The organism is Promicromonospora vindobonensis, assembly GCF_042685865.1.
GTDB lineage: Bacteria > Actinomycetota > Actinomycetes > Actinomycetales > Cellulomonadaceae > Promicromonospora > Promicromonospora vindobonensis.
This window is the reverse complement of sequence record NZ_JBHUOG010000001.1, coordinates 638346-650320: the sequence shown is the minus strand read 5'-3', so window position 1 is coordinate 650320 and position 11975 is coordinate 638346. Positions and strand designations below refer to the sequence as shown.

The window sequence follows — 11975 nt, the reverse complement described above, 5'->3', positions numbered from 1 at the left end:
GCTTGACGGACGCTCCGGGCCGGTGCCACACTGACGGCTATCACCGGAAACGTTTCCAGTCCGGTCTCATCCAGAAATTGGAAACGTTTCCAGAATCAGTTCCAGCGAACCGCAGCTCACGACGAAGTGGAGTGACAGTGTCGTCATCACGCGCCACCCTGATGCAGGTGGCGGAGCGCGCCGGGGTCTCGCTCGCGTCGACGTCGCGGGCGCTGCACGGCACCGGGGCGAGCCAGGCCATGGTGGACCGCGTCCGCGCGGCCGCTGCAGAGCTGGGCTACAGCCCGGATGCGATCGGCCGCTCGCTGCGCATGAAGCGGACCTTCCAGATCGCGTTCGCCGTCGCCGACATCGGTAACCCCGTCTACGTCGAGATGCTGACGGCCATCCACGAGGTGCTCGCTCCCCACGGCTACCGGGTGGTCGTCATGTCCACCGGCCCGACGGTCGGAACCACGGTGGACCTGGTCCGCAGCCTCGGCAGCGGGTTCGTCGACGGGCTGATCGTGAGCCCCCTGCGCACCGACGACGCCCTCGTCGAAGCGATCCGGCAGGCGCCGGTGCCCGTCGTCGTGATCGGCCGTTCGCTCGAGAAGCAGGGCATCGACTCGGTCTCCACCGACTCCGCGGCGGGACTCGGCCAGGCCGTCGCCCACCTCGTGGAGATCGGCCGGCGCCGCATCGGGTTCGTCAACGGACCCCTCGACACCACACCGGGCGCCGCACGCCAGCGCGGGTTCGACGCTGCCACCAGCGCCCCCGCGTTCGCAGGGGAGCACGCCGAGACGGAGCGGGCCGACGACTTCACCGTCACCGCCGGGCTCGCCGCCGCCCGCCGCCTGCTGTCCCGCACCCCTGCGGCCGGCCCGTTCGACGCCGTCGTCGCCGCCAACGACCTGCTCGCCATCGGCGTCATCCGAGCGGCAGGGGAGCTGGGGCTGACCGTGCCCGGCGCGCTCGCGGTCACCGGGATGGACGACACCGAGATCGGCAAGGTCTTCCAGCCGAGCCTGACCAGCGTCTCGCTCGGGTCGGCAGACCGCGGCCGCGCCGCGGCACAGCTCGTCCTCGACCGGGTCGGCGACGTCGTCGAGCCCGCCCAGCAGATCGCCATCGGCCCGCACCTCGTCGTGCGCGAGTCCACCACCACACCGCGCGCCGACGCCGTCGCCGGCCCGCCCGCTTCGAAGGAGAAGAGCGCACGATGACCGTCGTTACCTCGCCCCGGCCGCCGTCGCAGGCGCCCCGACCAGGACGCCGCCGCGGTCCGACCGGGCTGGACCGGGCCCGACGCCGCGAAGCAGCCGCGCTGGTGATGCCGTCGCTGCTGCCCATCCTGGTGCTGTCGGTGGCCCCGCTCCTCATGGGCGTGCTGCTGGCGTTCACCGACGCAGAGCTCGTGCGCCGCCCGGACTACCAGTTCGTCGGCGTCGACAACTTCGTGCGCCTCGCGGGCAACTCGTTCTTCTGGGACTCGTTCCGCATCGGCATGACGTGGGCCATCTGCGTGACGCTGCTCCAGCTGGTCGCGGCCATGGGCCTCGCGCAGCTGCTCAACTCCGGTCTGCGCCTGCAGGCGCTCACCCGGGTGCTCGCGCTCATTCCGTGGGCGATGCCGCCCGTCGTCGTGGCGATCATGTGGAAGATGATCTACTCGCCCAACGCCGGACCGCTCAACGCGTTCCTCGGCTCGCTGGGCCTGCCGGACGACATCAACTGGCTCGCCGACTTCTCCACCGCGCTGCCCGCCGTCATCGTCGTCGGCGTCTGGGTCGGGATGCCGCAGACCACCGTGACGCTGCTGGCAGGGCTGCAGCAGATCCCGGCAGAGCTGCACGAGGCCGCCTCGATGGACGGCGCGGGAGCGTGGCGCCGGTTCACCGCCGTGACGTGGCCGAGCCTTCGACCGATCGTCACGTCGATCACGTCGCTGAACTTCATCTGGAACTTCAACTCCTTCTCCCTTGTCTACGTGCTGACGGAGGGCGGGCCAGGAGGCCGCACCATGCTGCCGATGCTGTTCACCTACCTGGAGGCGTTCAAGAACCGGAACATCGGGTACGCGGCAGCGATGGGCGTCGTGCTCGTCGTCGTGGTCGTCCTCCTCCTCGCGGTCTACCTGCGGTCGCAGTTCCGCGACGACCGCTTCGAGACGAAAAAGAAGGAGGGCTGAGCTGATGCGCGTCTTTGCCCAGCAGCTGGTCCGCCCCGCCCAGTACGTGGCGCTGGCCGGTTACATCCTCTTCCTCGGCTTCCCGCTGCTGTGGCTGGTCTCGGCGTCGGTGAAGTCGTCCGCCGAGCTCAACTCGCTCGTGGTGAGCCTGCTGCCGCAGGAGTGGCACTGGGAGAACTACGCCGACGCGCTCGCCCGCCAGGGTCTCGTGAGCTCGGCGGGGAACAGCGCGCTGGTGGCGCTCGCGTCCACGGCGCTGGTCATCCTCATCGCGCTGCCCGCCTCCTACGTGCTGGCACGGCTCAAGGGCACGATCCGGGTGGCGGGCGTCGGCTGGATCCTCGTGAGCCAGGTGTTCCCCGTGATCCTCGTGATCCTGCCGCTGTTCCTCATCCTGCGGACCATCGGCCTGACGGACAGCCTCGTCGGCCTCACCCTTGTCCACACCACGTACACGATGCCGTTCGCGCTGTGGATGCTGCAGGGCTACGTGGCCGCCATCCCCGTCGACCTCGAGGAGGCGGGGGCGATGGACGGCGGCAACCGCCTGGTCGTGCTCCGCCGCATCGTCTTCCCGCTGCTGGCCCCCGGCGTCGTCGCGACGGCGATGTTCAGCTTCGTCTCCTCGTGGAACGAGTTCTTCTTCGCCCTCGTGCTGCTCCAGTCCCCCGAGAACTACACCCTGCCCATCACGCTGTCGACGTTCATCGGCGGCGAGGGCAAGGTCGCGCTCGGCCCCCTCGCCGCGGGCTCCGTGCTCGCGGCGATCCCCAGCATCGTCTTCTTCTCGATCATGCAGAAGAAGCTCACCGGCGGCCTCATGGCCGGGGCGGTCAAGGGATGACCGCCCACCCTGCAACACCTCTGACGAAAGGTAGACCCATGAAGACTCGTGGAGTGTCCATCGCTGCATGCCTCACGATCACCACCGCGCTGCTCGCGTCCTGCGGGACCGGGGACGCCGGTGAGGACGGCCCGGTGACGCTGAAGTTCCAGGCCCTGTCGGACCAGCCCGCCGCCATCGCCGAGACGGAGTCGATCGTCGCGGACTGGAACGAGGCCAACCCGGACGTCCAGGTCGAGATCGTCCCGGCCGGCTGGGACGGCGTCTACGACAAGCTGATCACGCAGTTCAACGGCGGCGCGGCGCCCGACATCATTCACTACGAGGCCGCGAGCATCGTGTCCTTCGCCCGTGACGGCTACCTCGCCGACCTCACCGACCTCATGTCGGACGAGCGCCGCGAGGACATCCCCGAGGGGATCCTCGACTCGGTGACGGTCGACGACCAGGTGGTCGCTTACCCGACCGAGCTGCAGTCGTACATGGTGTTCGCGAACCGCACCCTGCTGGAGGACGCCGGGGTGGAGATCCCGACCGGCGACACCATGACCTGGGACGAGCTGCGCGAGATCGCCGAGGCAACCACCGACGGCGAGAAGGTCTACGGCCTCGGCTGGGGCCTGTCGAGCCCGACGGCCGCGTTCATGTCGCTCGCCCCGGGGTTCGGTGGCGCCTACTTCGAGGGCACGGGCGAGGACGCCTCCCTGACCGTCGCCGACGGCGAGATGGCCCTGCCAGAGCTGGTTCACGACATGGCGTACGAGGACGAGTCGATCCTGCCGGTGACCCTGACGCAGTCCGGTTCAGAGGCCATCGCCTCGTTCTACGCCGGGCAGACGGCGATGACCGTGCAGGGCTCCTACCAGGCCGCGAACATCACCAAGGACGCGCCGAAGGGCTTCGACTGGGTGGCGTTGCCGCCGCTGGCCGGGCCCGACGGGCCGCAGCAGGCCGCCAACCCGCAGACGCTCTCTGTCAACATCGACTCCGAGCACGTCGAGGAGTCGGCGGAGTTCATCGAGTTCTTCACGCAGACGGAGCACCTTGCCGCGCTCAACGAGGCGGACGCGCTGATCCCGGCGACGACGTCGGCGCAGGAGAGCCTGGCGGAGAAGCTGGGCGACGAGAACGGCTGGGACACGATCCTGGCCTCCGGGCAGAACTTCGTCTCCGCGCCGTACCTGTTCGCCGACTCCTACGCACAGTGGAAGGACACGGTGGCCACCCCGGCCTACCAGCGCTACCTGGCCCAGGAGACCGACGAAGCGGAGCTGGCGGACCAGCTGACAACCGGCTGGACCGAGATCACCCAGTAACCCCCAGTCCGACGAACGACGTGTATCGAGGAACGACGAAGGAGCGTAGCCGTGAGCTGGTTAGAGGATCGGACGGTGGCCGTGATCACCGGTGCCGCCGTAGGAGACGCCCTCGGTGGCGCCACCGAGGGCTGGACACCTGCTGCGATCGAAGAACGGCACGGGGGCCGTGTCCGCGGCATCGTCGGGCCCTGGTACCCGAACTGGCAGGACGCGCGGCCCATCGCGCCGTACCACAAGGGCGACGGGCACATCACCGACGACACCCTCATGACCAGGGCGCTCGTGGAGGTGTACGCGAAGCGTCGCGAGCACCTCGACGCGTACGCGATGGCAGAGGACCTGGTGCCGCTGATGATCGGCGAGCCGCGGTGGATCCCCGAGCTCGAGTCGACGGCGCTGCTGCTCCAGCGAGTCTTCCTCGCCGAGAAGTGGCTGGTGGCCCGGCTGCACTACGGTCACGTCGACCCGCGCGAGGCGGGCGTCGGCAACGTCGTCAACTGCGGGGCCGCCATGTACGCGGCCCCGGTCGGGCTGGTCAACGCGGGCGACCCGCGGGGCGCGTACGCCGAGGCGATCGACCTCACGGGAGCCCACCAGTCCAGCTACGGGCGGGAGGCAGCGGGGGTGTTCGCTGCGATGGTCGCTGCGTCGGTCGCCCCTGGCGCCACGCTCGACGACGTCGTGGCTGCGGCGCTCGACGTCGCGCACGACGGCACCGCCGCGGCGCTCCGCGCGGTGGTGGAAGCCGTGGCGGACTGGCCGGCCGCACCGCAGAACGACGAGGAGGAACGCCGGCTCGCCCGTCTCGTCCGCGAGGTCGTCGCCCCCTACGACTCGGTCGGGCCCGAGTACCGGCAGATGTCGATGGACGCCCGCCGACCCTCGCGGACCAAGTCCATCGAGGAGCTGCCTGCAGCGCTCGGGCTGCTGCTCGGGCACCGTGGCGACTACCGCGGTGCCGTGCTCGCGGCCGTGAACTACGGGCGCGACGCCGACTCGATCGCCGTCATGGCGGGCGCCGTCGCAGCAGGCCTTGGCGGCAGCGGCGTCGTGCCGGCCGAGTGGCTCGACGAGGTCGAGGCCGCCAGCAAGATGGACGTCCGGGAGACCGGGCGGCTCATGGCGTCCGCAGCGGCCGACATCCTCAGCGCCGACCGGGAGCTGGCGCTGGGCCGGCTGAAGGCGATCGACGCGGTGGCCCCGGCGGGTGGCCTCGCATGAGGCTGACCTGGGCCCAGCCGGAGGACCTGCTGGCGCACGAGCTCGTGCAGGCGGCGGACGAGGGCAAGGACGTGGCCGACGTCCGCGACCGCTGGGTGGCCGCAGGCGGCGACCCGACGCCTGCGGTGAGCGGCGCGGGGCCGGTCCCCGCCTCGCCGGAGCTCCGGGCCCTGGCGCGGCTGCTGCTCGAGGAGCTGGACGCCCGGCCCGCGCCGTCGGCCCCCCAGGAGCCGGACGAGTGGGACGAGATCGAGGCCCTGCTGCCGCTCGCCCCGTTGCTGCCCCGCCGGCCGTCCGGCCCGGGCGGACCCGACGCCGCCTACGCCGCGCGCGTGCAGGGCGCCTGGACCGGGCGCGCGGCCGGGTGCCTGCTCGGCAAGCCCGTGGAGAAGATCCCACGGGAGGGCATCGAGGAGATCCTCCGGTCGACCGGCCGCTGGCCGCTGCGGCGGTACTTCACCGCGGCAGGCCTGCCCGACGACGTCGCGGCGCGCTGGCCCTGGAACCGCCGGTCGGCGCCGACGTCGCTCGAGGAGAACATCGACGGGATGCCGGAGGACGACGACCTCAACTACCCGATCCTCGCGCTCGCGCTCCTCGAGCAGCACGGCCGCGGGTTCAGCACCGACGACGTGGCGCAGCTCTGGCTCGACAGCCTGCCCGCCGGCCGCACCTTCACGGCCGAGCGCGCCGCCTACCGGAACATCCTGGATGCGCGCCCCGTGCCCGAGACGGCGACGCACGACAACCCGTTCCGCGAGTGGATCGGTGCGCTCATCCGGACCGACCTGCTCGGCTGGACCGCGCCGGGCGACGTCCGCGAGGCGGCCCGGCTCGCCTGGACCGACGCCCGGCTCAGCCACACCCGCAACGGCACCTACGGCGCCCAGTGGGCGGCGGCGCTGGCCTCGGCGGCGATGGTCGCCGACGGCGTCGACGAGGTGCTCGACGCCGCGGGCTCGGTCGTGCCGCCGGGTAGCCGGCTGGCCGCGGCCGTGCGGCTCGGCCGCGACCTCGGCCGGGACTGCGACGGGAGCGAGGCAGGCGTACGGGCGGGCCTCGACCGGCTGCACGCCGAGTACGGGCACCTGCACTGGGTGCACGTCCTGAACAACGCGGCGGTCATCGCGTTCGCGCTCAGCGCCGGGCGCGGCGAGTTCGGGCCGAGCGTCTCGATCGCCGTCACCGCGGGCTGGGACACCGACTCTGCGGCGGCGACCGTCGGCGGGGTCGTCGGCGCGCTGCGCGGGGTCACCGGTATCGGCGAGCAGTGGACCAGGCCCCTGCAGGGGCGGATCGCCACGTCGCTCCCGGGGGGCGCGCAGCGCATCACCGACCTCGCGGCGCGCACCGTCGCCCTCGCGGGACCTTCCGGCGGCGGCGCATGACCGCCGGACGGGACCCGTCGGCCGGCCGGGTCGTGGTCGTGGGGTCGGCGAACGTCGACCTCGTCGTCGACGTCCCGCGCCACCCAGCGGGCGGCGAGACCATCCTGGGCGGCGACCTGCGCCGCTCGCCGGGCGGCAAGGGCGCCAACCAGGCCGTCGGAGCGGCCCGCGCAGGGGGAGCCGACACCACGTTCGTCGGCGCGCTCGGCAAGGACGAGTCGGCCGAGCTGCTGCTCGCCTCGCTGGACGGCGCGGGCGTACGGACCGACATCGTCGAGCGCGTCGAGTCCCCGACCGGCACTGCACTGATCACCGTGACGTCCGACGGCGAGAACACGATAGTCGTCGCGCCAGGGGCCAACTCGCACGTCCACATCGGTGGGGCGCAGAAGGACCGGATCATCGCCGCCGACGTCGTGCTCGCGCAGCTCGAGATCCCGCTCGACACCGTGCTGGCGGCCGCGAGGGCGCGCCGCGACGGGGCACTCTTCGTGCTCAACGCGGCTCCCTCGCGCGAGCTGCCGGACGAGCTGTGGCACCAGCTCGACGTGCTCGTCGTCAACGAGCACGAGGCCGCAGACCTGGTGGGCGGCCCGCCGTCGGGCGCAGAGGACCTCGCGGCGGCACTGCTCCGCCGGGTGCGCGCCGTTGTCGTCACGCTCGGCGGCGAGGGCAGCCTCGTCGCCCGACGCGGCGTCCCGGCCGTGCGCGTGCCCGCCGCCCAGGTCACGGCCGTCGACACCACGGGAGCCGGCGACACCTACTGCGGCGTCCTGGCGGCGGCCCTCGCCCGGGACGCCGACCTCGGCGACGCCGCACGGCTGGCCGGGGCGGCCGGGGCGCTCGCCGTCACCCGGCCCGGTGCGCAGGACGCCGTGCCGGCGGCCGCCGACGTCGCCGCGCTGGCCGAAGAACTGAGAGAGGCACCATGACGTACACGTTCGACCCGCTCGTCCCGCGGCCGATCGACCGGCCGACCGAGGTCGCCGTCGGGCCGCTGACTCCGCAGGGGAGCGCTGCCCTCGACGAGGCCAAGATCTTCTCCGGTCCGGCCGACCCCGCCGACCGGCCCGCCTGGCGCGAGACGCTGCGGGCCTGGCGGGCGGACGCCCGCGCCCGGCACGGCTACACGGGCGCCGCATACGCCCGGCCCGAGGCCGCCTGGGCGGCGCGCTGCTCCACGGTGGCGCAGGTCTGGCTGTGGGACGAGCTGCTCTACTCGTTCGAGGAGGAGCGGTTCACGCCCGACCGGTTCCTCGCCGACGCCCGCGAGCGCTTCGGCGGGCTCGACGCGGTCGTGCTGTGGCACGCCTACCCGGTGATCGGGCTGGACGACCGCAACCAGTGGGACTTCTACCGCGACGTGCCCGGCCTGACCGGCCTGGTCGACACGCTGCACGAGGCAGGCCTGCACGTGTTCGTCGACTACAACCCGTGGGACGTCGGCACCCGTCGAGGCGACGACGACGTGACCGAGCTGGCCGCGGTGGTCCGCGAGCTGGGGGCGGACGGCGTCTTCCTCGACACCCTGAAGAAGGCCGAGCCGGAGCTCGTCGCCCGGCTGGAGGAGGCGCGCCCGGGAATCGTCCTCGAGGGCGAGTCGAAGCTCGCGGTCGAGCGCATCGAGGACCACTCGTCGTCGTGGGCGCAGTTCTTCGCCGACTCGCCGGTGCCCGGCGTCCTGCGCGCGCACTGGTACGAGCGCCGCCACATGCAGCACCACGTGCGGCGCTGGCACCGCGACCACTCCGAGGAGCTGCAGTCCGCGTGGCTCAACGGGGTCGGCGTCATGGTGTGGGAGGTCGTGTTCGGGGTGTGGGTGGGCTGGTCCCCGCGCGACGCCGGGACCGTGCGCCGACTGGTGACCGTCCAGCGCGCCGCGGGCGACCTGCTGCTCGACGGTGAGTGGACGCCGCTGGCCCCCCTCGCCGCCGAGGCAGAGGCCGCCGGGGTGTACGCGTCGCGCTGGGAGCTCGACGGCGTGACCCTCTGGACGCTCGTGAACCGGGGCGAGCTCGACCACACCGCCCCGGTGCTGGCCGCTGACGCGCCGCAGCGCGCGTCGGGCCGCCTGGTCGCCCTGACCGGCGGTAACGCGTCCGATGGTTCGGACGTCGTGGTGCCAGGTCGCGGGATCGCCGCGCTGCTGCACCTGGCTGACGGCACCGAGGCGCCCGCGTGGCTGCCCGGCTTGCTCACCGCCCTCGCGGACGCGCCACACGACGCCGACGCCCGGTTCCCGCACCGGCTGGCCCGCCGCCTCGCTCCGGCCCGCGACGTGCCGGGCCCGCCGGACCAGGACGTCGTCGTCGTGCCACAGGGGGCCTACGTGCTGACCGTGCGCCACCGCGCGCGAGAGACCGGCATGTACCAGGGCGCGCCGTACGTGGACGAGTGGAAGCCGCTCCCGCCGCGCCTGCACGACGCGCGCACGCTCCAGCGCGACGGCGTCCTCTCCGCGCCCGTCGCCGTCGCGGCGACCGAGGTGACGAACGCGCAGTTCGCCGAGTTCCTCGAGGCGACCGACTACGCGCCCGCCGAGCCGCACCGGTTCCTGCAGCACTGGGCCGACGGCCGCCCCTCCGCGGGCACCGAGGAGCACCCGGTGACCTTCGTGGACCTCGACGACGCCCGCGCGTACTGCGCGTGGCGCGGCGGCCGGCTGCCCAGCGAGGACGAGTGGCAGCTCGCGGGCGAGGCCCGTCCTGCGGCGTTCGGTACCGCGCGCCCCGAGCCGGCCGTGTGGAGCTGGACCGAGAGCGAGCACAGCGACGGCCGTACCCGGTTCGTCATGCTCAAGGGCGGCAGCGACTACCGCGCCGAGAACTCGGACTGGTACATCGAGGGCGGACGGCACGCGCCGGACTACTCGGTCAAGTACCTGCTGCCGGGGCTCGGGCTCGCGCGGAGCGCCACCGTCGGGTTCCGCTGCGCGTGGGACCTGCCGGTCCCGACTGGTCCGGGGGAGGCGACCGCATGAGCGTGTCCCGCGATCCCGCCGACGGCGCCCTGGCCGGGCTGCGTGTCGTGGACGCCTCGACCCTGTTCGCAGGGCCGATGGCGGCCATGCACCTGGGCGACCTCGGGGCCTCGGTGGTCAAGGTGGAGCACCCGGCCAAGCCCGACCCCTCGCGCACGCACGGGGCCGCGAAGGACGGCGTCAACCTCTGGTGGAAGACGCTGGGGCGCAACAAGCGCACGATCACCGCGAACCTCGGCGCGCCGGGTGGGCGCGAGGTGTTCCTGGCGCTCGCCGAGCAGGCGGACGTGGTGATCGAGAACTTCCGGCCCGGCACGCTCGAACGCTGGGGTCTCGGCTACGAGGAGCTGTCGGCCCGCAACCCGCGCCTCGTGCTCGCCCGGGTCTCGGGGTTCGGCCAGGTCGGGCCGTACCGCACGCGCCCGGGGTTCGGCACGCTCGCCGAGGCGATGAGCGGGTTCGCCGCGATGACCGGCGAGCCCGACGGTCCGCCCACCCTGCCGCCGTTCGGCCTGGCGGACGGCGTCGCGTCGCTCGCCACCGCGTTCGCGATCATGACGGCGCTGACGGTGCGTGAGCGCACGGGGCACGGACAGGTGGTCGACACGGCGATCGTGGAGCCGATCCTCGCGATGCTCGGGCCGCAGATCACGCGGTGGGACCAGCTGGGCACCGTGCAGGCGCGGACCGGCAACCGGTCCAGCAACAACGCGCCCCGCAACACCTACCGCACGAGCGACGGGCACTGGGTGGCGGTGTCCACGTCGGCCCAGTCGATCGCCGAGCGAGTGGTGCGCCTCGTGGGCAGGCCAGACCTCGTCGAGGAGCCGTGGTTCGCCCGCGGCGTCGACCGGGCGAAGCACGCCGACGAGCTCGACGAGGCCGTCGGGGGCTGGATCCGGCTCCGGACGCGGGACGAGGTGGTCGCGGCGTTCGAGGAAGCGCAGGCCGCCGTCGCGCCGGTGTACGACGCGGGGGACATCGTGGAGGACCCGCAGTTCCAGGCGCTCGGCACGCTCCACGAGATCGAGGACCCCGAGCTGGGGCCGATGCTGATGCAGGGGCCGCTGTTCCGGCTCTCCGAGAACGACGGCGTCATCCAGTTCACGGGCCGTCCCCACGGCGCGGACACGGACCGTGTGCTTGACGAGCTGGGGTTCTCGCCCGAGCGGGTCGCCCAGCTGCGGGAGGAGGGGGCGGTATGACCGGTGCTGCCGGTGGCGGGCGCACGCCGCCGCTGACCCTGCTGTACGTGCCGGGCGACCGGCCCGACCGGGTGACCAAGGCCCTGGCGTCGTCGGCCGACGCGGTGCTGGTCGACCTCGAGGACGCCGTCGCGCCGTCGCGCAAGGACGAGGCGCGGGACAACGTCGCGCGGATCCTTGCTGACGCGCGCGGCCGGGCCGTCCAGGTGCGGATCAACCATCCCAGCACGCCGTGGCACGCGGCTGACGTCGCGACGGTCGCCGCGCTGCCTGTGGCGGTCGGTGCGCGGGTGCCCAAGGTCGAGTCCGCCGACGAGGTGCGGGCGCTCGCCGCCGCACTGCCCGGCCGGGCGCTGCACCTGCTGGTCGAGTCGGCGCTCGGCGTCGAGCGGGCGTTCGAGCTTGCGACGGCGTCGCCACAGGTCGCCTCGATCGGGCTCGGGGAGGCGGACCTGCGCTCCGACCTGCGGGTCGACGGCGACGAGGGGCTCGCCTGGGCGCGCGGCCGCGTCGTCGTCGCGGCGCGGGCGGCGCGGCTCCCGCCGCCGCACATGTCGGCGTACACCAACGTGCGGGACCTCGACGGACTCGCGGCGTCGTGCCGTGCAGGGCGCGGGCTCGGCTTCTGCGGCCGGACGGCGATCCATCCGGGGCAGCTCGACACGATCCGGGCTGCGTTTCTGCCGTCGACGGCGGACGTCGCCGCGGCGCGCGAGGTGCTGGAGCGGGTCGGGGGCGCCGCCGTCGAAGGCGTGGGTGCCGTGGCGCTGGCGGACGGGACGTTCCTCGACGTCGCGATGGTGGAGCGGGCGCGGTGGGTGCTGGGGCTGGTCTCCGCCGGATAA

The 11975-nt window shown here is 73.1% G+C and carries 10 protein-coding genes; all 10 read left to right on the top strand.

The window, feature by feature from the left end; translation table 11 throughout:
• The first annotated feature begins 137 nt into the window (after window positions 1–137).
• The 10 genes from ACFS27_RS03030 to ACFS27_RS02985 are packed head-to-tail and all read left to right on the top strand — an operon-like array spanning window position 138 to window position 11975.
• On the top strand, window positions 138–1208 hold the full coding sequence (locus ACFS27_RS03030; protein ID WP_377180203.1) for a LacI family DNA-binding transcriptional regulator: 1071 nt from the start codon (window positions 138–140) through the stop codon (window positions 1206–1208).
• The gene (locus ACFS27_RS03025; protein WP_377180201.1) at window positions 1205–2173 is read left to right on the top strand and encodes a carbohydrate ABC transporter permease; all 969 of its coding nucleotides are present in this window, start codon (window positions 1205–1207) and stop codon (window positions 2171–2173) included. Before ACFS27_RS03030 ends, ACFS27_RS03025 begins: the two co-directional genes overlap by 4 nt.
• A 4-nt stretch (window positions 2174–2177) precedes the next feature.
• Complete coding sequence (locus ACFS27_RS03020; RefSeq protein ID WP_377180199.1) at window positions 2178–3017, top strand: carbohydrate ABC transporter permease; 840 nt, start codon at window positions 2178–2180, stop codon at window positions 3015–3017.
• Between the two features lie 38 nt (window positions 3018–3055).
• Window positions 3056–4333 carry an ABC transporter substrate-binding protein gene (locus ACFS27_RS03015; protein WP_377180197.1) on the top strand — a complete coding sequence of 426 codons (1278 nt, stop codon included), beginning with the start codon at window positions 3056–3058 and terminating at the stop codon, window positions 4331–4333.
• 51 nt (window positions 4334–4384) lie between these two features.
• Window positions 4385–5557: an ADP-ribosylglycohydrolase family protein gene (locus ACFS27_RS03010; protein ID WP_377180195.1), complete on the top strand. Its 1173-nt coding sequence runs from the start codon at window positions 4385–4387 to the stop codon at window positions 5555–5557.
• Window positions 5554–6945 (top strand): ADP-ribosylglycohydrolase family protein, encoded by a 1392-nt coding sequence (locus tag ACFS27_RS03005; protein ID WP_377180193.1) that lies wholly within the window; start codon window positions 5554–5556, stop codon window positions 6943–6945. Before ACFS27_RS03010 ends, ACFS27_RS03005 begins: the two co-directional genes overlap by 4 nt.
• Complete coding sequence (locus ACFS27_RS03000; RefSeq protein WP_377180191.1) at window positions 6942–7877, top strand: ribokinase; 936 nt, start codon at window positions 6942–6944, stop codon at window positions 7875–7877. The genes ACFS27_RS03005 and ACFS27_RS03000 overlap by 4 nt, the downstream gene beginning before the upstream one ends.
• A complete protein-coding gene (locus ACFS27_RS02995; RefSeq protein ID WP_377180189.1) occupies window positions 7874–9925 on the top strand; it encodes a formylglycine-generating enzyme family protein in 2052 nt (683 codons plus the stop codon). Before ACFS27_RS03000 ends, ACFS27_RS02995 begins: the two co-directional genes overlap by 4 nt.
• On the top strand, window positions 9922–11130 hold the full coding sequence (locus tag ACFS27_RS02990) for a CaiB/BaiF CoA transferase family protein (protein ID WP_377180187.1): 1209 nt from the start codon (window positions 9922–9924) through the stop codon (window positions 11128–11130). Before ACFS27_RS02995 ends, ACFS27_RS02990 begins: the two co-directional genes overlap by 4 nt.
• The gene (locus ACFS27_RS02985) at window positions 11127–11975 is read left to right on the top strand and encodes an HpcH/HpaI aldolase/citrate lyase family protein (protein ID WP_377180185.1); all 849 of its coding nucleotides are present in this window, start codon (window positions 11127–11129) and stop codon (window positions 11973–11975) included. The genes ACFS27_RS02990 and ACFS27_RS02985 overlap by 4 nt, the downstream gene beginning before the upstream one ends.

Coding starts and splice junctions, on each gene's coding strand:
- ACFS27_RS03025 (WP_377180201.1), top strand. CDS start 1,205: ATGACCGTCGTTACCTCGCCCCGGCCGCCGTCGCAGGCGCCCCGACCA.
- ACFS27_RS03020 (WP_377180199.1), top strand. CDS start 2,178: ATGCGCGTCTTTGCCCAGCAGCTGGTCCGCCCCGCCCAGTACGTGGCG.
- ACFS27_RS03015 (WP_377180197.1), top strand. CDS start 3,056: ATGAAGACTCGTGGAGTGTCCATCGCTGCATGCCTCACGATCACCACC.
- ACFS27_RS03005 (WP_377180193.1), top strand. CDS start 5,554: ATGAGGCTGACCTGGGCCCAGCCGGAGGACCTGCTGGCGCACGAGCTC.
- ACFS27_RS03000 (WP_377180191.1), top strand. CDS start 6,942: ATGACCGCCGGACGGGACCCGTCGGCCGGCCGGGTCGTGGTCGTGGGG.
- ACFS27_RS02995 (WP_377180189.1), top strand. CDS start 7,874: ATGACGTACACGTTCGACCCGCTCGTCCCGCGGCCGATCGACCGGCCG.
- ACFS27_RS02990 (WP_377180187.1), top strand. CDS start 9,922: ATGAGCGTGTCCCGCGATCCCGCCGACGGCGCCCTGGCCGGGCTGCGT.
- ACFS27_RS02985 (WP_377180185.1), top strand. CDS start 11,127: ATGACCGGTGCTGCCGGTGGCGGGCGCACGCCGCCGCTGACCCTGCTG.